The following is a 20805-nucleotide window of genomic DNA, read 5'->3' on the forward strand; positions in this document are numbered from 1 at the left end:
AGCGCGGATCAGCGCACGTCAGATCTCGTACATGCTCTGCTCGTAGACCACGACCTTGTGGGACTGCGGGAAGAGGATGATGAAGAGGCTGTCCCAGTGGTCGCCATTGGGACCCGTCTGGTAGGTGCGGTAGTAGCGCCGCACCTGCACCGCCTCGGTGCCATTGCCGTACTCCGCGAGGATCTCCGGGTGCAGGCCCCGGTAGAACGACACCATGTACCCGAAGAAATCGGCGTAGGTGAGCGTGAGCGGCCCGGTGTCGTACTTGTAGCGGTAATCGTAGCCCTGCTTGAGGGCCTCCTTGACGGCCTGGTCGAGCGAGGGCTCGCCGGCATAGGGCCAGCCGAAATCGAAGGTGCGCAGCTCCGAGTTCACGCCGTCGTGGCCGTTGGCGGCGTCGAGCTGGGCCTGGATGGAGGACGCGACGTCCAGCTCCAGGAAATCGAGGGCCGCCGTGCTCGGCGCGGTGGGCGCGGGGGAGGGGAGGCAGGACCACCCGGCACAATCGGCCTGCAGGCGGAATTGCTTGCCCGCGCCGCTGGCGGAGCTGACCACCGCCAGGTAATCACCACCCTGCTCGAGGGAGACCACCTTGATGCGGCTGAGCGAGCCGTAGCCATCCTCGTCGTCCAGGGCGACCGGCGTCACGCCGTAGCTACCGTTCGCGCCACTCGCGTCGCGCGGTCCATAGAGGAAGAGGCTGGTGTCGAGCCCATTGGAGCTGCCGAGGTGGGTGACCTCCAGCTTGAGCTGCGCGTGGGAGGGGACCTGGAGGCCGAAGGCGTAGTACTGCGGGCTCGTGGTGAAAGAGGTCTGGACCGCGCTCCCGATGGCCAGCGGCCCGAGGTAGGTGGTGCTGTCGGCGATGTTGCCGCTCGCCGGAGGGGGAGGCGGGGCGAGCAGCGCCGAGGCAGCCTCGCCGACCGGGGCGAGGGCGTCCTCGAACCCTGGCTCCACCTCGTCTCCGACCATGCCACCACAGCCACCCAGCAGCGCCACGGGCAGCATCCACGCGCACGCATTCATCCACGACAGGCTTCGCTTCATGTCGACCTCGCGAAAAGGAGGACCTGGGGGCACCGGGGCACATCGCCGTGTCCTCCGGTCCTCGGGCATGCGTCGCGTGTGTCATCGGGTGCTCGGTGCTTCAAGCGAAATTTGGGTGACAACCCGCGCCGCGATGCCGGCCCACGCGCGTCCTCCTGCGCGCACGGGCGTGGATGGTCGCGTGACACCGTGCGCGTGCGGTGGCGACGCACGATGCCGTCGCTAGAAGAGCCCACGGCGCGCGCGTGGTAGCCTGCGCGCACATGCTGGTCGAGTGCACCTTCTGCGGCGCCCCCCTCGACGTCTCGGGGACGAACGCCGTGACCAAGTGCCGCTATTGCGGGAAAACGAGCCACACCCGTGCCCTCCGCACGGTCGCCCCCCAGACACCCCCGGACTGGAGGCCGCCCCCTCACTGGACGCCGCCGCCGCACCTGAACCCCACGGGCGCGCAGCTCCACTACCACCGATCGCAGGCGGCGGTCTGGATAGCGCTCGGCGGCGCAATGTTCGTGTTCATGATCGCAGGGGGAGTCGCCTTCTTCGTGGCGAGCGCGCCGCCGTCGCGCTCCGGGACCGCGGGTCTCCCCGTGAGCGGCGTCTCCCGGGACAAGATCCTCGCGATCACGCTGCGCGAGAGCCAGGACCAGCTCTCGCGCCTCACGGGCATCAAGGTGGGCGCGAACCACAAGATGGTCGTGCCCATCGCGGACAGCCGCGTGGAGTCCGCGACGTTCACCTGGGACCCGGCCCACCCCGAGCACGTGCAGAGCGTCTCGCTGAGCGTCCGCTCCATCAACACCCAGCGGGCGACGATCGAGAGGCGCCTGCCCGAGGTCCTCGGCCCGCGGTACAAGGCGCCGGCGTACCTCTGGGAGGGCTGCTCGCTGCACTTCACGCCGGAGGGGGCCTTCCTCAGCCTCACCACCGAGGTGGACCGCTTCATCTACGGCGCGAACCCCTTCTGGCGGGAGCAGGCCGAGGCCCTGTGGGCCGTGAGCAAAGCGGTGCTGTTCGATCAACCCCTGGCAGACGCGCAGTTCGTGCGCGACTACCTCGGCATCGGCTCTCCCCTCCAGCGGCTCGCCTCCCTCGATCTCCAGGCCGATGTCGATCGGAGCGGGGCCGCCGTGAAGGCGACCTACCCGGGCGCCGTGCCCATGCTCCACATCAATCTCAAGTACAAGGCGGGGATCGATCACCCCTGGTTCGGTACGCTCACCCTCTCCTGGGCGAACAAGAAGGCGAGCCTGATGGAGGAGGCCAGCCTCGGGCCGCCTCCTGGGGTGCAGACGTTCGCCAACCAGGCCGCCATCGTGGCGTGCGTGAACGGGCTGCTCGGCAACCCTTTCCACGCCTCCGAGGGCGACCACCTGCGCGGCGGCGGCAAGAGCTACTCCTGGCGCCCGAAGAGCGGCGGCGAGGTGCGCATCAACGACTACTTCGTCTCGATCGTGGCGCGCAGCTCCTTCACCTCCCCCATGCCCAGGGATCAGTTCTCGCACGTCGTGCGCGGCCTCGATGCCTGCGGCAGGACAGCGCGTTGAGGGTGAGGGCCGGCGGGGACCGGCGCACGCGCGCGCTGCAGATCGGCGTGCGCGGCTCCTGACCATGCCCGCCCCAGACGGCCACTTCGCTCCGCGCGCTCTACAGGCAGCTCCTGATCGCGCCTGCATCCGCGTAAGCGTCATTGACCGTCCCCCCCGACCTCGGCACGCTGGACGCTTGGCCGCGAGGCACGGATCGGGGGGAGTCTTGGAACAGCAAGCCGCCGAAGAGCGCATTCCCACGGAGTTTCGCTACTGGCACAACATCCGGAGCGTGAGGGCGCAGCTCCTGCGCCGGGGGATCCACGCCCTCTTCGGCGCTGACCCCGAGCTCCCCGATGCCAAGGTGCGCGCCTACGCCCACGCCTACTACGACGCCGATCCCGTGGCCGAGGCGCTCGCCCGCGACGTCCACCTCCCGCGCGGCCAGGCCGAGGGCCGCAAGCTCCTCGATCGCGCCCTCGCCCGCGGTGTCGACGCCATCCCCGACCCCCCGCCCTCCCTCCGCCGCCTCTTCGCCGAGATCGAGGTCAGGCCACCCTGGCTCGACGAGCGCCTGGTGGAGCTCGGCGCGCGGGTCTTCCGCCGCTACGGCACCCACCTCTACTCGTTCGCCGGGGCCATCACCCTGGAAGGCTACCGCGAGAGCTCCGTCGCGAGGCCGCTGGCGCTCACGGGCGCCTACACCGGCAGCTCTGCCAACCGCCGCTTCCTGGAGACCGCCGCCTTCTGGGTGGACGTCTCCGAGCCAGGCGCCCTCGGCCCCGGTCAGCGCGGCCGCGAGACGGCCCTGCACGTGCGCATGATGCACGTCTTCGTCCGCCAGCGCCTCCTCGCCCATCCCCGCTGGGATCTCGCCGCCTGGGGTGTGCCCATCAGCCAGGCCGACGCCATGCTCACCTTGATGGGCGGCAGCATCGCGCCGGGTCACGGCCTGAAGCTCCTCGGCTACCGCACCTCCCGCGAGGAGATCGCCGCCCTGATGCACTTCTGGCGCTACGTGGGGCACCTGATGGGCGTCCAGCCCCGCTGGTTCCCCGAGACCGTCGACGAGGGGGTGGGGCTGCTCTTCACCGCCATGGTGAAAGGCGCTGGCCGCTCCGGCGACGACGGCGTGCACCTCGCCCGGTCCTATCTCGCCTCCTACGCGCCTCCGGCCTCCGAGCCCTGGTCCTCGGCGTGGCGCAAGCACCTCGAGTACCGCCTCCAGCTCGGCTACGTGAGCTTCTTCCTGTCGCCGCCGACCTACGCCCGCTACGGCCTGCCGCGCCCCGGTCTCTGGCGCTTCCACCCCCTGGCCCAGGCGCCGTTCGTCTACGCCCGCGAGACGATCCGCAGGCGCAACCGCCACCTGGACGACTGGCTGGACACCCAGGCCCGCAGCGAGACGCGCCAGTGGGTCGCCGCGCGGCTCGGCGCCCGACGGGCGGAGTACCGCGCCGTCGACCCCTGCGCCCGCGAGCCGGAAGCGCAAGCGCACAGGACCGCATCCCCGCCGCCGCCTTCGCCCTCCGCGCGTCGAAACGGCCCCCATGGCGCGGCTTTCGGCTAGGATGTTCGCTGGAGGTTTCATGCGCATGCGGACATGGTCACGGGTGGGGGTCATGCTGATGGTGGTGTCGCTCGTGGCCTGTGGTGGCGACGACGATGGCGGCGATGGGTCGACCGCCACCGAGACCGAGTGCACCCTCGCCGACGACCCGGGCGCACCCGGCCAGTACGCCGACACCTGCGTGATGCGCTCCTGGGTCGAGCCCTACGTCGGGAAGTACTCCTCGCAGTACTGCGTGCTCACCATCGCCACGGACACCAGCGTCCCGGCCGTGTTCACGCTCGAGATCAGCGGCGACAAGCTGCCCGGCACCTACACCATCGACTGGGAAGGTGGCAGCGGCATGGGCAACGACTCGTACTACCGGTTCACGACCGACACGACCTACGCCACGACGAGCGCCGAGAACTTCACCGCCGCCGTGAAGGTGAGCGACACGGAGGAGCAATCCGTCAGCCTCCGCGTGGACAACGTCAACGCGACGCCGGCATTCTCGGGGAACTTCCAGAGGACCGTGACCTCGCCCTTCCTGAACGAGCTGGTGGGCTGCGGCGAGTTCTCGCGGGAGCCCTGAGCACGACCTGTCCCGCCAGAGCATGCGCGGCTACACAGCAGCAGGCTCCAGGGAAGCGCCGACAGCCTTTCTGGGTGGGGAGGCCGATGGCCGCGGTCGTTCGTCCCGGCCCCGGCTTCGCCTTGGGAGGGGTGCAGGCGTGGGGTAGAGTTCTTCTCATGGCCCCTCCTGCCCTCGACCTGGCGCTCGGTCTCGATCTGCGCGGTGTCTCGCCGGGGACGCCGGTGCGGGCGCACCTCGTCGCCTCGCTGCGCGCGCTCGGGGAAGGGGTGGAGCGCGCGAGGCCGCCGCTGTCGGTGGTCTTCGTGGTCGACGTGTCCGGCTCGATGGCGGGGCCGCCGCTGGAGCAGGTGGCAGGCTCGATCGACCGGCTGGTCGGGCTGCTGGAGCCGACGGACCGGGTGGGGATCGCGGCGTTCTCGGACGGGGCGAGCGAGGTGGTCGCGCTGGCGCTGCTGGATGCCGAGGCGCGGCGGCGGATCAGCACCCGTGTGCACCGGCTGAAGGCGGAGGGGGGGACGAACATGGAGGAGGGGCTCCTGCGCGGGAAGGCGATGATGCCGCCGCGGGGGAAGCACGAGCGGCAGCTCCTGGTGATGCTCGGCGATGGCGCGCCGAACCGGGGGAAGGTGACGCCTGAGGATCTCTCGGCGCTGGCGCGGTCGTTCCGGCCCGACGTGGTGGTGTCGACCCTGGGGTACGGGGCGCACCACCACGAGGACGTGCTGGCGCAGATCGCGGATGCGGGGGCCGGTCGTTACCATTTCATTGCCGATCCGTCGGTGTGCTCGATCGAGCTGGCGCAGGCGATCGGGGTGCAGGGCGACGCGGTGGCGGAGGCGGTGGAGCTGTCGCTTGCGCCGGCGGAGGGGGTCGAGATCAGGCGGTTCTACGGGAACCCGGAGGTCCGGTTCGGGGCGGGCGGGGTGCGGGTGGGGGTGCCGGACCTGCTGGACGGGGGGCGCGCGGTGGTGGTGGCGGAGCTGTCGCTGACGCCGCCGCGAGAGGCAGGGATGTGGGAGGCGCTGGGGGCGACAGCGTCGTACCGGCGGGCCGGGGAGGTGGAGGCGCTGTCGCTGGCGGCGGTGCTGAAGGTGCCCGTGGGGATGGCGGTGACCGGGCCCGAGCCGGTGGCGCGGGCAGAGGTGCTGATCGCGCAGGCCGACGAGGCGCGGGCAGAGGCGCGTCGGCAAGCGGACCGGGGGCAGTTCGAGGGGGCGGCGGCGGTGCTGCGGCAGATGATCCGCGTCATCGAGGAGGAGCCTGGGCGGGCGCGGGGCGATGGGTCGGCGCTCGACGAGGCGCTCGAGCAGCTCGTGGACGAGGCGGTGGCCATGGAGCGCAAGCCGAGCCAGGAGGCATACCAGGTATTCCGGAAGGCGCAGGTGCAGAGCCGCTCGCTCGTGGATGCGTCGGAGATGCATGCCTCGTCGCCAATGAGTGTGAGAATGGTCGAGAGCGTGGCAGGGGCGCTGCCACGGGCGTCGCTGGTGGTGGTGGCCGGGGATGACGCGGGGAGACGCTATGCGCTCGACCAGCCGCGGATCACCATCGGGCGGACGAAGGCCGCGCAGGTGCGCATCGTGGACGCCAACGTGTCGCGCATGCAAACGCTGATCGTGGGGCAAGAAGGGAAGTTCATCGCCTCGGACCTGGGGAGCACGAACACCACGTGCCTGAACGGTGAGCGGCTGACGCGGCCGGCGCCGCTCGGGCCTGGGGACGTGCTGCGGGTGGGCGACGTGGAGCTGCGCTACGAGGAGGAGGGCGGGGGCGCGCGCACCTGATCATGAGCCAGGAGGCGCGCGAGCGGCGGGCAAGCGGCGGGCAAGTAGCGCTCAAGCAGCGCTCAGGCAGCGGAGACGTCCTTGTAGCGGGCGGCGCGCTCGGACCAGTCGTAGTTGGCGCGGATCCAGGCGCGCAGGCCCGCGGTGAGGCTGGCGAGCTGCGTGGCGATGGGCGCCTCGAACGAGGTGAGGCTGCGTTCGAGGTCGAGGTAGGTGGCGAGCTCGGCGTCGTGAAGCCTGGTGGCGCGGGCGATGGCCTCTTCGCGGGAGCACCCCTGCTCGTGCTGGATGAGTATCACCAGATTGTAGACGTCGCCATGCCGTATTTCCTTGCTCAACGAAAGAATATCGTTTGAGTAGCAGATGATCCGGTTGGCGGTCAGGAGGGTGGCCTCGACGAGAGGGTGATCATGGATCCGTTCCGGGAGATCGATGGCGTTGGTGAGGAGGATGATGTCGAAGCACGGGATGACCGCGCCCGTGTAGGGGCGCATGGCGATGTACTCGGCGAGGCTCGGGATGTGCTGCCTGCGTCGGTTCTCGCATTCCCAGCGGTTGGCCTCGAAGTACCCGATCGTGTCGTGGCAGAAGCGGTCGACCCAGGCCGGAGAGGCGATCTCGACGAAGCGGGTGCGGACGTCGTGCAGGGCGTGGGTGAGCTTCGCATCGTCGGGGCGGGGGGAAGCGCCGGAAAGCACGGCGCCGAAGCGGGCGTGCAGCGAGGCCACACGGTCGAGCTCGCGCCCGAGGTCGGTCTCGTCGAGCTGATCGTCCGCGAGGAAGAGCCAGGCGACGAAGTAGGTCGCCACCTCGAGGACCTCGCGCGAGGCGTGCGGGTAGGTGCGTCCAGTGAACCAGCCGTACTCCTCGTGGCGTTGCTGCGCCGCAGGGTCGTCGGGCATGAGCTCGAAGCGGCGGATCCAGTCGTTCGTGGCCCGATTGATCGGCTCCGAGAGCGGATGACGCACAGACGGGAAGGGGTAACTCAACAGCGGAGGGCCGAAGGTCTTCATGGTGCGGGTCGAGGCGTTGCGTACAGGAGCGCCCCAGTGAACGACCATACCTCGACTCACGAAGGCGCTGGTGACCCGAGGGGTGCGTATCCACGCCGATCCGAACGCACTTTCCGTGTCCACAGCGGATGAGCGATTCACACACAAGACGACCTGGCGTGTTCGCCCGCAGGACGCCAGACCACACCTCGGACACCGGACGATGCCCCATAACCTCGACCTCATCTTCACACTGACCGGCGGGCTTTCTGCCGCTCTGGTGCTGGGCTTCATCACGCACCGCCTCAAGCTCTCTCCCATCGTGGGTTACCTGCTCGCAGGGATCGCGGTGGGGCCCTTCACGCCAGGCTTCGTGGCGCACGCAGGGATCGCGGAGCAGTTCGCGGAGCTGGGGGTCATCCTGCTGATGTTCGGCGTCGGCCTGCACTTTCACCTGAAGGAGCTGCTCGCCGTCCGGCAAGTGGCGCTGCCAGGTGCCATCGTGCAGATCGCGGTGGCGACGGGGCTCGGGGTGCTGGTCGCGCATCTGGTGGGCTGGAGCAGCGCCGCCGGGGTGGTGTTCGGCCTGGCCATCTCGGTGGCGAGCACGGTGGTCCTGCTGCGTGTCCTGTCGGACTACGATGTCTTGCACACGCCGGCCGGGCACGTGGCGGTGGGGTGGCTGGTCGTCGAGGACGTGTTCACGGTGCTGGTGCTGGTGATGCTGCCCGTGCTCACCGGGCCAGAGGCGAAGGGCGACATCCAGGGGATCCTGCTGTCCGTGGGGGGCGCGGTCCTCAAGATCGGCGCGCTGGTGGTCTTCACGCTGGTGGGGGGGCAGTGGGTGATCCCGCGCCTGCTGGGGTACGTGGCGAAGACCCGATCGCGGGAGCTGTTCACGCTGACCGTGCTGGTGCTCGCGCTCGGCATCGCGGTGGGGTCTGCGAAGCTGTTCGGGGCCTCGATGGCGCTCGGCGCGTTCCTTGCCGGGATGGTGGTGGGGCAGTCGGCGCTCAGCTCCAGGGCCGCCTCCGAGGTGCTGCCGCTGCGCGATGCGTTCGCGGTGCTGTTCTTCGTGTCGGTGGGGATGCTCTTCGATCCGAAGGCGATCGGAGCGAACCTGGGCCTGGTCCTCGCGACCCTGGCGGTGGTGCTGGTGGGGAAGCCGGTGGCGGCGTTCGCGGTGGTGCTGCTGCTTCGCTATCCGCTGAAGAAGGCGCTCTCGGTGTCCGTGGCGCTGGCCCAGATCGGGGAGTTCTCGTTCATCCTGGCGGCGCTCGGGCGGAGCCTCGGAGTCCTGCCGGCGGAGTCGACGCCAGCGCTGGTGGTGGCCTCCGTGGTGTCCATCACCCTGAACCCGCTGCTGTTCCGCTACGTAGAGCCCGCGTCACGCTGGCTCTCGGCGCGGTGGCCAGAGAAGGCGGATGCACCGCTGGCCGCGAACCCGAATGACCCCACTCACCGCGCGGTGGTGGTGGGCTACGGTCCGGTGGGACGCACGCTCACGAAGCTGCTCAAGGAGAACCAGATCGAGCCCACGGTGATCGAGCTGAACCACGAGACGGTGCACCGGCTGAACCGGGAGGGGACCCGGGCGGTCTACGGCGATGCGTCACAGCTCGAGATCCTGGAGCGGGCAGGGGTGAAGGAGGCGTCGAGCCTGGTCTTCGCGGCGTCGGGATCGCCGGCAGATGCGGTGATCCTCGCGGCGCGGGCCCTGAACCCGGACATCCAGGTGCTGGCGAGGACGACGTACGTGCGGGAGGTGCAGTCCCTGAAGTCGGTGGGAGCGTCGATGGTGACTGCGGCAGAGGCGGAGGTGGCGCTGGCCATGACGGAGCACCTCCTGACCAAGCTCGGGGCGACGGGGGAGCAGCTCGACCGGGAACGCGCGCGGGTGCGCAACGAGATCGCGTCGCTGATGGACGGGGGGACGCCCCCAGCCTGATCCCAGGTGGAGCCTGGGGGGAACGCGAGGGGGGGCGGGCTGTGCCAGGCCGGACACTGGAGGACGGCGCGGCGCTTGCCTGGTTCCGGCGGCGACATGACCAAGCTCCATCGCCACGACCGATCGGTTGCCTCTCAGGGGCGCAGGGGGTCGTCCCGCGCCGTGAAAGCCTCCCGTGGGACCCGGAAGGTGCTGCCGCCTGTGCAGGTGCTGCCCGTGGCCTCCGCGGAGGAGGCCGGGCTGCGGTACGTGACCGACACCATCGACGGCATCCGGCGGATGCGGGCAGGGAAGGGGTTCTACTACCTGGGGGTAGGCGGCAAGCCCGTGAAGGATCCCGCAGAGATGGCGCGGATCCAGGCGCTGGGGATCCCACCGGCGTGGACCGAGGTGTGGATCTGTCCCTTCAAGGATGGCCACCTGCAGGCGACCGGGCGCGATGCGCGGGGCCGGAAGCAGTACCGCTACCACGCGCGCTTTCGCGAGGTGCGGGACGAGACGAAGTACCACCGCCTGCTGGCCTTCGCGCAGGCGCTGCCCGGGATCCGGAGGCGGTTGGAGGAGGATCTGGCACGCCCCGGGCTGTGCCGCGAGCGGGTGCTGGCGACGGTGGTGAAGCTCCTGGAGACGACGCTGATCCGGGTGGGGAACGACGAGTATGCGCGGAGCAATGCGTCATTCGGGCTGACGACGCTCCGCGACGAGCACGTGGAGGTGAAGGGGCCCGAGCTGCGCTTTGCCTTCCGGGGGAAGTCGGGGAAGGAACACACGATCGGGCTGCGGGACGCGCGGCTCGCCCGGATCGTGAAGCGGTGTCAGGACCTGCCCGGGGAGGAGCTGTTCCAGTACGTGGACGAGGCGGGGGAGCAGCACGGGATCCACTCGGGGGACGTGAACCAGTACCTGCGGGAGATCTCGGGGCAGGAGTTCACGGCCAAGGACTTCCGGACCTGGGCGGGGACCGTGCTGGCAGCGCAGGAGCTGGCGCGGGTGGGGCCGGCGTCCACGGTGAGGGACGTGAAGCGCAACGTGGTGGAGGCCATCGATGCGGTGGCGGCGCGGCTGGGCAACACCCGGGCGGTGTGCAGGCGCTGCTACATCCACCCGATCCTGCTGGAGGTCTATGCGGAGGGGACGCTGAAGGGGCCCGAGGGGAAGGTGGAGGTGACGCGCGCCGTGATGGAGGTCGAGAACGCGCTGCCGCCTCACGAGGTGTGGGTGGTGGAGCTTCTCCAGACGCGGATCGCAGGAGCGGCGGGGAAGCCGTCGCTGGAGGAGCAGCTCCTGAAGAGCGTGAAGGTCACGAAGGTGGCCGAGGACGGGAGAGCGCGTCGGGGAACGGCGAGGACACAGGCGGCGCGGAAGGGCGCCGTGAGGAAGGGGAAGCCGCGGGGAGCTCCGGGGAGGCCTCGGCCGCCGGGCGGGAAGCCCCGGGGAGCAGGGGCCTCCCTGCGCTCCTGAGCCGAGGTGCAGGGGGCTGGGGCTGGTCGATGCCTTTGCGTTCCGGCCCCTGCTCCGATAGGAAGCCGGCATGGCAGCGGACAGTTCGACCAAGCGCAAGCGCAAGACTTCCGGGACGGCAGCGGACGCCAGGGATACCTTCCTGCGGACGCGCAGCGATCCCCGCCAGGAGTGGCGCTATGACGGCGGGTCGTCCCTGCCTGCCGTGCTGACCATGGTGGGGGGATCGCTGGCTGCGCTGTGCCTTGGAGCCGGGGTGTTCGGGCAGTTTCTCCGGGAGGGGGCGGCTCCGCACCCGTACGCGCTGTACCTGCTCGGTGCTGGCGCGGTTCTGGCCGTCCTGGTGGCGCTGTTCGGTCAGTGGGGCGCGCTGCCCATGCGCGTGGGAGATGCGGGCGTGGCGGTGGAGCGGAGCGCTGGCGAGGTGGACAGGCTCGGCTGGTGCGACGTCAACGCGGTGCAGCTCACGGCCACGGCGCTGACGTTCCGGAGCCCGGGGACTGTCGTCTCCATCCCCGTGCGTGCCCAGCGCGAGGCTGCGGCGCGGGCGCTGGCGGAGGCGCGGACGCGCATTCCGGGGAAGGTCACCGGGATCCAGGAGAAGGCGCTGCCGAAGCCGAGCGAGGGGGCAGGCAGGGTGCTCACGCTGGAGCCGCCGCAGATCGCCGGGCTGCGCTGCAAGGCCAGCGACAAGGTGATCACGTTCGAGCGCGATGCGCGGCTCTGCGGCCGCTGTGGCGAGGTGTACCACAAGGACGATGTGCCCCGGCGCTGCGCGACCTGCGAGGCGCCTCTGCGGGCCTGAGCACGCCGACGCTGTCCGAGATCACAGGCCGAAGCGTTCGGCCTGCTCGCGCATGAAGTTCACGTAGAACTCCGCGGGCTGGTGGGGCTGCAATTCGCCGGACTCCACCGCGGTCTCGAGCGCCTTTTTCAGCTCGCCGACCCGTCGTGAGGGGGGAATGCAGAACGCGCTCATGATGGCGTCGCCGATGCCGCCGGGGAGGGGCGGGATCACCGCGTCTTCCTGGACGAGCTTCTCCACGCGGTCCGCGAGTTCGCTGATCTGGCGGAGGCCCTTGCGTTTCTTCTCGGGGCGCTTCGTGGTGATGTCGGCCCGCGACAGGTCGAGCAGGTCCTTGAGCAGCTCACCCATCTCCTTGGCGAAGCGGCGCACGGCGCTATCGGTCCAGGAAGGATCGTACTGGCTGGCGCGCAGGTGGTGCAGGATGAGGAGGCGGACGGTGCTCTTGAGGGCTTCGTCCCTGGTGAAGAGGGGGAGGCGCCGGTCGATCTTGTCGAACATGCGGGCGCCCACCTCGGCGTGGCCGAAGAAATGGACCTCGCCGTTCGGGGAGATGCTGCGCGTCTTGATCTTGCCGATGTCGTGGAGCAGCGCTGCCCAGCGCACCTCGAGGCGGGGGACGGCCTGGCGGACCACCTGCTTCGTGTGCTTCCAGACGTCCTTGTGGCGCCACTCTCCGTCGCCGAAGCCGACCATGGCCTCGATCTCGGGGAGCATGGCCGTGAGAGCGCCGCTCTCGAGGAGGGCGTCGAGGCCTGCCTCGGCGTCGCTCGACATCATCACCCGGTCCAGCATCTTGCGGACGTCGGGCATGTAGAGCTGGGTCGCTGCCCTGAAGTCGGCGGGTGTCGCCCGGACGATCAGGCGCTCCTCGACGTGCTCGGCGCGGACGGCCGCGCATTCGAGCGCTTCCATGGCCCGGGCGGGGTTCGCTTCCTTGATCGGGGGGTCCTGCACGGCAGCCTTCGTGTCGCTCATGGGTAGGGCACTTCCCCCGCGAGAGACCGGCTGTTTAGCCGTTCTCCAGCGGGAAGCAAGGTCGTCCGCCTGCGGGCAGCGAGGGCTCGCGTCTTCGCCCTGAGAATCAGGAGGCGCGAAGCAGGCGGCTCACGTGGGTCTTCTCCCAGGTGATGGCGCGGTCGAAGTGCCGGAACATGCGCTCGCGGGCGAGGAACTCCGGCGGATGAATGAGCCGTCGCCCCTGCTCCTCCCCGGACGGGATCACGTGGTGCAGCATCTCGTGGTAGATGATGTAAGACAGGAAGTACCGCGGAACCCAGGGGCGATCGAGGGCCGGGTGGATGCGGATCAGCCGCTCCACGGCCGAGTAGCTTCCGAGCTTGATGGTCCGTCGCTTCTGCTTCGCCTTGCCGCGCCGCCCCCAGGTGATGAGGGCATCCATGGCACCACCGAAGTACGTGTGGTTGACCTTCCGGTAGAGCGCCAGGAGGTCGTGCGTCTGCCCCTGGGTGCGTAGCGGCGTGCTCACCTTCCGGGAGGCACGGATGCGGTAGCCATTCTGGTCGATGTACTGGCCCACCAGCAGCGAGGCCTCGCGGTCCTGGTCGACGAGGTAGCGAACCAGCGCTTCCTGCACGGAGGCGGGGGCATCGAGGAACATGTGGTGCACCCGCGCCCGCAGCACGCCTCCGTCGCGGGAGGACGAGAGCATCTCCCGGAAGTTGTCGGTCACCGAGAGCAGCACCGGGCACCGGGTGGCGAGTTCGAGCCGGCGCGCCATCGCCTGGCGCGCTCCCTCATGGACGAAGATGCGGGGGTAGCCGGGGGGGAACCGGACCTCGAAGGGCAGCGCGCGCGGGTCGGGGACCCGGATGGCCGCCGGCGAGACGCGGGGGGCGAGGGGGCTGCCTTTCCCGGTTCCACGGGAGACGCGACCGGCAGGAGGTGCCTGGGTCGAGCGCGTTTTGTGCCCGCGGGGCCCCCCAGCGATGAAGGGGGGGTGAGCGAAGGGAAAGGCCATCTGTCCCGTCATCCTCAGCCTCCTGCCGGACCGGGCGTATTCCCGGGGTGTTTCCATGTCAAGGGAGGGGGTCAACCAGTTGAAATGACTGGATTTCCTCCCGCTCGGAGGGCCCCCCGGTGATCCCTCGCAGGGGAGACGGCGCGGCCGAGGACCTGCGCCGCGGCGCTACCTGTTTTTGTTGTTTAACTTCGAAGAGTTACAGGTGCTCTCGCAGTCACCTGAATGTCCGCGGATCGAGCACGTCCGTCATCCGCCACTGACCGGGGGGGTCGAGGGGCGAGAGCGCGACGACCATGGCGGTGCAGAAGCCGCCCGCGACGGCGGCCGGCGGGTTCTTCCCGGCGCCGGGGGCGAGAGCGCGGATCAGATGGTCGACGCTGGGGGCATGGCCCACGAGCAGCGCATCCGTCCCGGAAGACGCTGCCTCGGCCACGAGACGGAGGTTTCCATCCAGGTCCGCGTCGAGTGCCAGCTCCGCGCGGTGCTCTGGTTCGCTGGAACCCATGCCTGTCACGCCGGCCGCCCCCAGGACCTCGGCGACGATCTCGGCGGTCTGGCGGGCACGCGTGAGAGGGCTCGACAGGATCTTCAGGGGAGCCGAGGTCCCGCGGAGGCGGTGGAGGTGGAGGGCCACCTCCTGGACCCGTGCCCGGCCCTCCGTGGTCAGCATCCGGTCGGCATCTCGCCCGGTTGCTGACCGGTCCTCGGCCGGTCCGTGACGCATCACGTAAAGACGCATGATCTAGTTGGCCTTGGGGGGCTGGCGGCGTCCTTCCGCGGCCGGAGCCGCCGCTGCCGCTTCGCGACCCTTCCCGCCAGCGGCCGGCGCTGGAGCTTCAGCCGCAGCGCCGGCGGTGCGGCGGTTGATGCCATGCTTGGCCAGCACGAGCTGCTCGGCCTTTTCCAGCATCGCCGGGTGCTGCTCCAGGAAGGAGCGCGCGTTCTCACGGCCCTGGCCGATGCGCTCTCCCTGGAACGAGAACCATGACCCGCTCTTCTCGATGATCCCGGCCTCGGTCGCCAGGTCGATGACGTCGCCGCTGTGGCTGATGCCCTGGCCATAGAGGATGTCGAACTCCACCTCCCGGAAGGGAGGCGCCATCTTGTTCTTCACCACCTTCACCTTGGTCCGGTTGCCGACGACGGCCGGATCCTTACCGCCCGCGACGGCCTCCTTGATCTGGCCGACGCGCCGGATGTCGAGGCGCACGGAGGCGTAGAACTTGAGCGCGTTGCCGCCGGTCGTGGTCTCGGGGCTGCCAAACATGACGCCAATCTTCATGCGGATCTGGTTGATGAAGATCAGGAGGCACTGCGAGCGGGCCACGGTGCCCGTCAGCTTGCGCAGCGCCTGGCTCATCAGACGGGCCTGCAGGCCGACGTGGCTGTCGCCCATGTCGCCCTCGATTTCGGCCTTGGGCACCAGGGCGGCGACCGAGTCGACCACGATCACGTCCACCGCGTTGGAGCGGACCAGCATGTCGGCGATCTCCAGGGCCTGCTCACCGTAGTCGGGCTGGGAGATGAGCAGCTCGTCGGTCTTCACCCCGAGCTTCTTGGCGTAGTTGACGTCGAGAGCATGCTCGGCGTCGATGAAGGCAGCCGTCCCGCCATTCTTCTGGATGTTGGCGATGGCATGGAGGGTCAGCGTCGTCTTGCCGCTCGACTCCGGTCCGTAGATCTCCACGATGCGGCCCCGCGGGTATCCACCGATGCCGAGCGCGATGTCCAGGCTGAGCGAACCCGAGGAGACCGCCGGCACCTCGTCGTGGAGCGATTGCCCTTCCTTGAGGCGCATGATCGCGCCCTTGCCGTATTCCTTCTCCACGCTCGCGATCGCGAGCTCCAGGGCGGCGTTCTTCTGCTTGCTGTTCTTCTCTTCCGACATGGGGACCTCGGGCGGTGGGAGGACAGGCGCGGCCAGCTTCTGCGGGAACTGTTTACTGGCCGGCTGTTCAGGAAGCAAGGATGCCGGCATCAGGACGAGACAGGGAATGACCGAGCCTTGGCACAGGGGTCAACAGGCTGCGCAAGGACCGGACCGGCAGCGCGTCAGGCGAACGCCGCTTCGAGGGCCGCGACCACCCGGTCCTGGGACGCCAGCGTCAGGTTGTTGTGGAGCGGCAAGCTGAGGATCCGAGCCTGTGCCGTCTCGACCTGGGGGAGTGAGACCCCCTCGAACAGGCGGCGGTGGTGTTGCGTCGGCTGGAGGTGGGTGAGTACCGGGTAGTAGACCGCTGTCTCGACCCGACTTCGCTCCAGCAGGCGTCGCCGGATCTCATCGCGGCTCCATGGAGGCAGGACCTGCACGGTGAAGATGCGGTACCCGCGATCGTCGCTGAACGCAGGCAGTAGGAGACGGCCGCGGGTCGCCAGAGGTTCGAGGGCCCTCAGGTAACGTCGCGCGAGGAGCATGCGTCTGAGGTTGTTGAGGGTGAGGTGCGGCAGCCTGCGTGAGGCCACGGCAGCCTGGGTACCGTCGAGCCGGGAGGTGCTGCCGAAGGGGTGCATCCTCGCGGCTTTCGTCTCCGATCCCTGCGTGCTGTCGCTGGAAGAACGACAGCGCCGGGCGAGGTCCAGATCGGCGACGGCGATGGCGCCTCCTTTGCTGCAGGCGCCGAAGTTCCTGTACACGTTCAGGCTGTAGACGGCTGCATCCGCGTGCCTCATGGACTCCATGACGCCCAGGGACTGGCAGGCGTCGAGGACGACCTTGAGACCATGGGTGTCGGCCACCTGGCGGATGGCCGCCACGTTTGCTGCCTTCCCGTGGTTGTCGACGGCGAAGATGGCCCTGGTGCGGCGGGTGATCTTCTCCTCGATGCAGGCGGGGTCGAGGTTGAGATCACAGGGGTCGGAGTCGACGAGTACCGGCGTCGCTCCGCAGGCGAGAATGGCGTTTTCCGTGCCGATGAAGCTGTTGGCGGGCAGGAGGACCTCGTCACCAGGACCCACACCGAGGGCGCTGAGGGCGATGATCATCCCGCCAGCGCTGCTCGACGTGGCGATCATGTGGCGGCCGAGGAACGCGCCCAGCTCGGCTTCGAGGCGATCGATCTGCGCGTCAGCGGTGGGGCTTCTGGATGAGGGCGTCTCGCGGAGGCTGCCGAGGGCAGGCCATGGCTCTTCCTCGGGGAGGAGCTGATCGGCGGGGAGGAACCGGATCACGCCACAAGACGCCGGGCCCTGCTGGAGGAGGCGCTCGAGATCGCGCCCCTCGAGAGCGTCGAGGGCGCGGGCGAGCCGCTCGTTGACCCGGAGAGGTGCGAGCACGGGGCGCCTGCCATCCGGGCACTCTCGCTGTTGCAGCGCGAAGAGGCTCCGGGTGTCACCCCACACATGAATGCCGGAAGGCGCGTCGCCGATCATGACGGATGGGTGGAAACTCACGGGTCCTCCTGGGATCAGCTCACGGGGGAGGTTCGCCGGGACTGGCTGGCGCGTGCTGGGGGGGGTGAGCGCTGGAGAGCGTCGGCGAGGGCACAGCATGCAGCTCACGGATGTATCGAGTAGCACTTCGGCCGCCTTCTGCTCGTCCTCTGGCCGGCGGAAAATGGGGCAGCGTCTGGCCTTCCGTTCGCGCTGCCGGTGCAGCCGCCAGGGTCAGAACAGCCCGATGGAGAACTGGAACGCGCCGAAGTCCTCCCAGGGGCGCCGGATCAGGTTGATGCCATAGTCGAGCGCCAGCGGGCCGATGGGCGTGCCGATGCGCAGACCTGCTCCCGCCGCATAGCGCATCTCGAAAGGATTGAAATTCTCCGGCTTGGCCCAGAGATTGCCGGTGTCGAGGAAGAGGCCGCCTTGCAGCACGCCCCCCGAGCCGAGCGGAAAACGCAGCTCGACGCGCGGGTTCAGGGCGAGGTCGCCGCCGCGGATGGGGACGTCTTCGATGGTGAACAGTCCGCCCTGTGCGTCCTCCTGATCCCCTCTCAAGATGCGCTCGGCGACGTCCTGGGGGACCAGCGCGTCCACCAGGAATGCGCGTAGCGAATCGACGCCGCCCAGGAAGAAGAGGCGGTCGGGGTAGGTCTGGCTGTCCCCGGTGAGCTGTCGGTTGTACCCGGCCGACATGCTCAGGGCGATGCTCACTCCTTTGAGGGGCAGCGGAATGTAGCCAGCGACGCGGCCGGTGAGGCGGAGGAAGTGGCTGTTGATCGTGGCGGCGCCTTTCCCGGTCGTGGCGGGGAAGGCATTGACGTGCTCGACGCTCCCGCTGAGGAGCGCGCCTTTCGTGGCCGCAAAGGGGCTATCGCGCCCGTCCCAGGTCAGGCTGATCTGCTGGGCGAGCGCGATCGTCCGACCCTGAGGCACCCTCAGCAGGCTGATGGTGCGGTCGAGCGCGTCTTCGTTGAACAGCCCGACGTCGTTGAGCTCCGCGCTCAAGCCGAGCTGGCTGTTCAGCGTGCGCCTCGGCCGGTAGGTCAGGGCAGGGATGACGGCCTGCTTCGTCAGCCCGAAGTCGCGCTGGTTGTCGCGCACGTCGATGGCGTCGAGGGACAAGCTCACCAGCGGCCCGAGCCCGATCTCCGGAAAGACCACCGAGACGTTGTTCCGCCGCTCCAGCCTGTCGAGCCCGGTCAGCGAGGCATAGTTGGCCTGCACGCCGGAATCGAGGATCATGAAGTCGAAGAGGTAATTGAGCTGCAGCCGCAGCGTCAGCGAGACGGCCGCACCGCCGATGTTGCGGTGCCCGTACTCCACGGCGAAACGGAGCCCCTCGCCCGTCGAGAAGCCGATGCGGGGGTCGAGATACTGAGGGAGCTGCTCGGCCACCGTGATGACCACCCGCTTGTTCTTCTGGGGTACATCCGGATCCTCCAGGGACACCGACACGCTCGCGAAGGGCCCCAGGGTCGCGATGCGCTCCTCGCTGGTGCGAGCCTGCTTCTGCCCGAACGGCTCGTTCTTTCGCAGCGCGAGGCGGCGCAGGATGAGATCGTGATCGGTGCGCACTGCGCCCTTGATCACGAAACCCGTGACGAACACCCGCTCTCGCTCGGTGATCACGAAGCGCACCCGCGCGCGCGTCCGGTCCGGAGACGGCTCCACCGTGGCGTGGACCTCGGCATAGGCATACCCGAGGTCTCGATAAGCATCGAGGAGCCTCAGCCGGGCTGCATCCATGTCGAGCGTGGACAGCGGTTGTCCCAGGGTGAGTTCCGCCATCTGCGCGAGTGCCTGCTCGGGAAAGGCTCGGTTCCCCTCGAAAGCCAGATCGTAGAGCGTCGTCTGCGGCCCTGGCTGAATGGGAATGCGCAGCGTGATCTCGGGCGCGCACTCCACGCCATGGGCTGGATCGGGCTGGCACATCAGGGCGTCGGGCACGGGTGCCTCGGGCAGCGGCAGCCCGTATTCATCCGTGCGACATTGCGCGCTCACGCGTACCCGTGGTGACTCCGGAATGCATTGCCCCGGTGGTGACAGGCGCGAGCACGTCGCCCGCATGGGCGAGACCGGACCCACGATCGCATTGAGGTAGCCCTTCGCATAATAGAGGTCGCGAATATGGCTCAGGGCCCGCTCGTAGGTCTCCCGGTCGTACGTCATGGCCGGGTTGAGATCGGCCGGCCTCGCCCGACCTCCGGCACCCTGAGTGGGCCCGAAAATGGAATCCACCGCAGCGATGTCAGGGAGCGTGATGAACTCGCCGCCAGGCAGATCTTCTTCGAGGAACGTCTGGATCTCTGCCCCGATGTCGTTCGCGCCGAGCGTGCCGGTCAGGCAGGGAAAGACCCGCTTCGTCACGCGCACCTGCGCGTTCTCCCGGACGATGAACACCTGATAGACCACCGTGTCGCTCGTGCCCTTGCGCTCCTCGGTGCGGATCTCCACGTCGAGGAAACCCCGCCGCACGTAGAACGTGCGCAGGCGCTCGAGCAACTCGGCGGGCTTGTGCTCGGTCTCTCCGTCCAGCTCGAGAGCATCCTCCAGCATGACGGCATCGAACGCGCGGTTCCCCTCGAAGGCGGGCAGGATGCGCGGCCCAGGGGTCAGATAGACATACAGATAGCTGCGGGGCCCCACGTGCACCACCCGGTGCAGCACATCGGCCCGGTGGAACCCCTCCTTGCGGAGAAGCTCGACCATCTCCTGATCCGCTTCGGTGAACGCCGGCTCATCGACCCGATCTCCGGAGCCGAAACGGTAACGCTGCTTGAGGGAGCCGATCTCCCGATCTGCCGCGGGGTCGATCACGAATACCCGCTGGGTGACGGCGCGCGGTGGCCCAGGCACGATATCGATGTCGAGCACCACGCGCATCGGATCGTCCGTATCCGCGGCGTCCACGTCCACCTGCGCCGCCGTGTACCCGTGCTGCGCGTAGAACGCGCGGATGCGCGCCCGGATGTCGACGAGCATCGGCGCCGTGACCTCGCTCCCTTCCGCGATCCGGGCTGCCTCCAGCGTCGGCGCCAGCCCCAGCGCCGCGCCGGTCATCTGCACTGTCGCCACGAGCCGCCGTGGCAGCACGAAGAGCCGCAGCTCCACCCCTTCCTCGTTCGCGACCACCTCGGCGGAGGCGCGCGCATAGCTGCCCGTGGCGAGGAGCTCCTTCAGCGCCCGCCGCGCCGAGTCCGCGCTCAGCGGCTCATCGAGCTCCACGGAAGTGATGGGCTCCACCCTGGGCCAGCGACCTCCCACCGCGGTGACCGTGATGGGCGCGATGGGCTTTCCTGCGAGATCCCCGAGGGACGGCAACGGCTCGAGGGCGGGCGTGTCCGCGCCCTGCACCAGATCCTCGGCTCCGAGGACGGCCTGCTGGGCCGGCGTACGCTGGCCGGCGCTGGGCGTCACGCCTGGCGGTCCTTCGGCGCGCGTCGGCCGGCCCGCGAGCGCGAGCACGGCGAGCACGACTGAGACGATGCCTACGCGCACGCGGGGGAGGGTGCCTGTCAGGGCACTGCCTGCGCAAGGGGCTGTGAACGCACGACAAATACCAGCCGCACCCCCTCGTGCGCCCGAGCGTGATGGCCCACCGGAACGCTCGAAGACGGCTCCTCCGGAGAGGCCGGACCCCCCTCCCCACCCTCATCCCGCAGGCACTGTGGTCTCTTGAAATGAAATTGACTTTCTATATCTAACAAAGTAGCAAGCCGCGCAGTGACTC

At 69.1% G+C, this 20805-nt stretch carries 15 protein-coding genes; 7 read left to right on the forward strand and 8 right to left on the reverse strand.

Going from position 1 to position 20805, the window contains the following annotated elements:
- Positions 1-18: 18 nt before the first annotated feature.
- Positions 19-1047, reverse strand: a complete 1029-nt coding sequence (locus tag CAP_RS38365; RefSeq protein WP_044250162.1) for a hypothetical protein — start codon at positions 1045-1047, stop codon at positions 19-21.
- A gap of 263 nt (positions 1048-1310) precedes the next feature.
- Between CAP_RS38365 and CAP_RS38370 the strand changes: the two genes are divergently transcribed.
- The 4 genes from CAP_RS38370 to CAP_RS38385 all read left to right on the forward strand — a co-directional run bounded on the left by CAP_RS38370 (position 1311) and on the right by CAP_RS38385 (position 6507).
- Complete coding sequence (locus CAP_RS38370; RefSeq protein ID WP_044250164.1) at positions 1311-2594, forward strand: hypothetical protein; 1284 nt, start codon at positions 1311-1313, stop codon at positions 2592-2594.
- 208 nt (positions 2595-2802) lie between these two features.
- A complete protein-coding gene (locus CAP_RS38375; protein WP_052376729.1) occupies positions 2803-4146 on the forward strand; it encodes an oxygenase MpaB family protein in 1344 nt (447 codons plus the stop codon).
- A 19-nt stretch (positions 4147-4165) separates the two neighbouring features.
- Positions 4166-4720 carry a hypothetical protein gene (locus tag CAP_RS52965; RefSeq protein ID WP_197041538.1) on the forward strand — a complete coding sequence of 185 codons (555 nt, stop codon included), beginning with the start codon at positions 4166-4168 and terminating at the stop codon, positions 4718-4720.
- 158 nt (positions 4721-4878) lie between these two features.
- Complete coding sequence (locus CAP_RS38385; protein WP_044250167.1) at positions 4879-6507, forward strand: VWA domain-containing protein; 1629 nt, start codon at positions 4879-4881, stop codon at positions 6505-6507.
- Positions 6508-6569: 62 nt separating this feature from the next.
- Here CAP_RS38385 and CAP_RS38390 read toward each other — a convergent pair whose 3' ends face one another.
- Entirely contained in the window at positions 6570-7475 is a 906-nt protein-coding gene (locus CAP_RS38390; protein WP_231511944.1) for a terpene synthase family protein, read from the reverse strand.
- Positions 7476-7722: 247 nt separating this feature from the next.
- Between CAP_RS38390 and CAP_RS38395 the strand changes: the two genes are divergently transcribed.
- From CAP_RS38395 to CAP_RS38405, 3 genes are all read left to right on the forward strand, one after another.
- Entirely contained in the window at positions 7723-9447 is a 1725-nt protein-coding gene (locus CAP_RS38395; RefSeq protein ID WP_044250169.1) for a cation:proton antiporter, read from the forward strand.
- A 162-nt stretch (positions 9448-9609) separates the two neighbouring features.
- Positions 9610-10908 (forward strand): DNA topoisomerase IB, encoded by a 1299-nt coding sequence (locus CAP_RS38400; protein ID WP_231511945.1) that lies wholly within the window; start codon positions 9610-9612, stop codon positions 10906-10908.
- A 70-nt stretch (positions 10909-10978) separates the two neighbouring features.
- A complete protein-coding gene (locus CAP_RS38405) occupies positions 10979-11713 on the forward strand; it encodes a hypothetical protein (RefSeq protein ID WP_044250170.1) in 735 nt (244 codons plus the stop codon).
- A 21-nt stretch (positions 11714-11734) separates the two neighbouring features.
- On the opposite strand, the gene CAP_RS38410 is transcribed toward CAP_RS38405, so the two are convergent.
- The 6 genes from CAP_RS38410 to CAP_RS38435 form a co-directional block, all read right to left on the reverse strand.
- Positions 11735-12691, reverse strand: coding sequence for an HD domain-containing protein (locus tag CAP_RS38410; RefSeq protein ID WP_044250171.1), 957 nt, complete (start codon positions 12689-12691; stop codon positions 11735-11737).
- A gap of 106 nt (positions 12692-12797) precedes the next feature.
- Positions 12798-13694: a hypothetical protein gene (locus CAP_RS38415; protein WP_231511946.1), complete on the reverse strand. Its 897-nt coding sequence runs from the start codon at positions 13692-13694 to the stop codon at positions 12798-12800.
- 217 nt (positions 13695-13911) lie between these two features.
- The gene (locus CAP_RS38420; protein WP_044250172.1) at positions 13912-14436 is read right to left on the reverse strand and encodes a SixA phosphatase family protein; all 525 of its coding nucleotides are present in this window, start codon (positions 14434-14436) and stop codon (positions 13912-13914) included.
- A 3-nt stretch (positions 14437-14439) separates the two neighbouring features.
- Positions 14440-15585, reverse strand: coding sequence for a recombinase RecA (gene recA / locus CAP_RS38425; RefSeq protein ID WP_044250174.1), 1146 nt, complete (start codon positions 15583-15585; stop codon positions 14440-14442).
- 164 nt (positions 15586-15749) lie between these two features.
- A complete protein-coding gene (locus tag CAP_RS38430; protein ID WP_156041518.1) occupies positions 15750-17087 on the reverse strand; it encodes a DegT/DnrJ/EryC1/StrS family aminotransferase in 1338 nt (445 codons plus the stop codon).
- 213 nt (positions 17088-17300) lie between these two features.
- Positions 17301-20549: a POTRA domain-containing protein gene (locus CAP_RS38435; protein WP_052376732.1), complete on the reverse strand. Its 3249-nt coding sequence runs from the start codon at positions 20547-20549 to the stop codon at positions 17301-17303.
- Positions 20550-20805: the final 256 nt, after the last annotated feature.

The organism is Chondromyces apiculatus DSM 436, assembly GCF_000601485.1.
In the GTDB taxonomy this organism is placed as follows: domain Bacteria; phylum Myxococcota_A; class Polyangia; order Polyangiales; family Polyangiaceae; genus Chondromyces; species Chondromyces apiculatus.

Coding starts and splice junctions, on each gene's coding strand:
- CAP_RS38365 (WP_044250162.1), bottom strand. CDS start 1,047: ATGAAGCGAAGCCTGTCGTGGATGAATGCGTGCGCGTGGATGCTGCCC.
- CAP_RS38370 (WP_044250164.1), top strand. CDS start 1,311: ATGCTGGTCGAGTGCACCTTCTGCGGCGCCCCCCTCGACGTCTCGGGG.
- CAP_RS52965 (WP_197041538.1), top strand. CDS start 4,166: ATGCGCATGCGGACATGGTCACGGGTGGGGGTCATGCTGATGGTGGTG.
- CAP_RS38385 (WP_044250167.1), top strand. CDS start 4,879: ATGGCCCCTCCTGCCCTCGACCTGGCGCTCGGTCTCGATCTGCGCGGT.
- CAP_RS38395 (WP_044250169.1), top strand. CDS start 7,723: ATGCCCCATAACCTCGACCTCATCTTCACACTGACCGGCGGGCTTTCT.
- CAP_RS38405 (WP_044250170.1), top strand. CDS start 10,979: ATGGCAGCGGACAGTTCGACCAAGCGCAAGCGCAAGACTTCCGGGACG.
- CAP_RS38410 (WP_044250171.1), bottom strand. CDS start 12,691: ATGAGCGACACGAAGGCTGCCGTGCAGGACCCCCCGATCAAGGAAGCG.
- CAP_RS38415 (WP_231511946.1), bottom strand. CDS start 13,694: ATGGCCTTTCCCTTCGCTCACCCCCCCTTCATCGCTGGGGGGCCCCGC.
- CAP_RS38420 (WP_044250172.1), bottom strand. CDS start 14,436: ATGCGTCTTTACGTGATGCGTCACGGACCGGCCGAGGACCGGTCAGCA.
- recA (WP_044250174.1), bottom strand. CDS start 15,585: ATGTCGGAAGAGAAGAACAGCAAGCAGAAGAACGCCGCCCTGGAGCTC.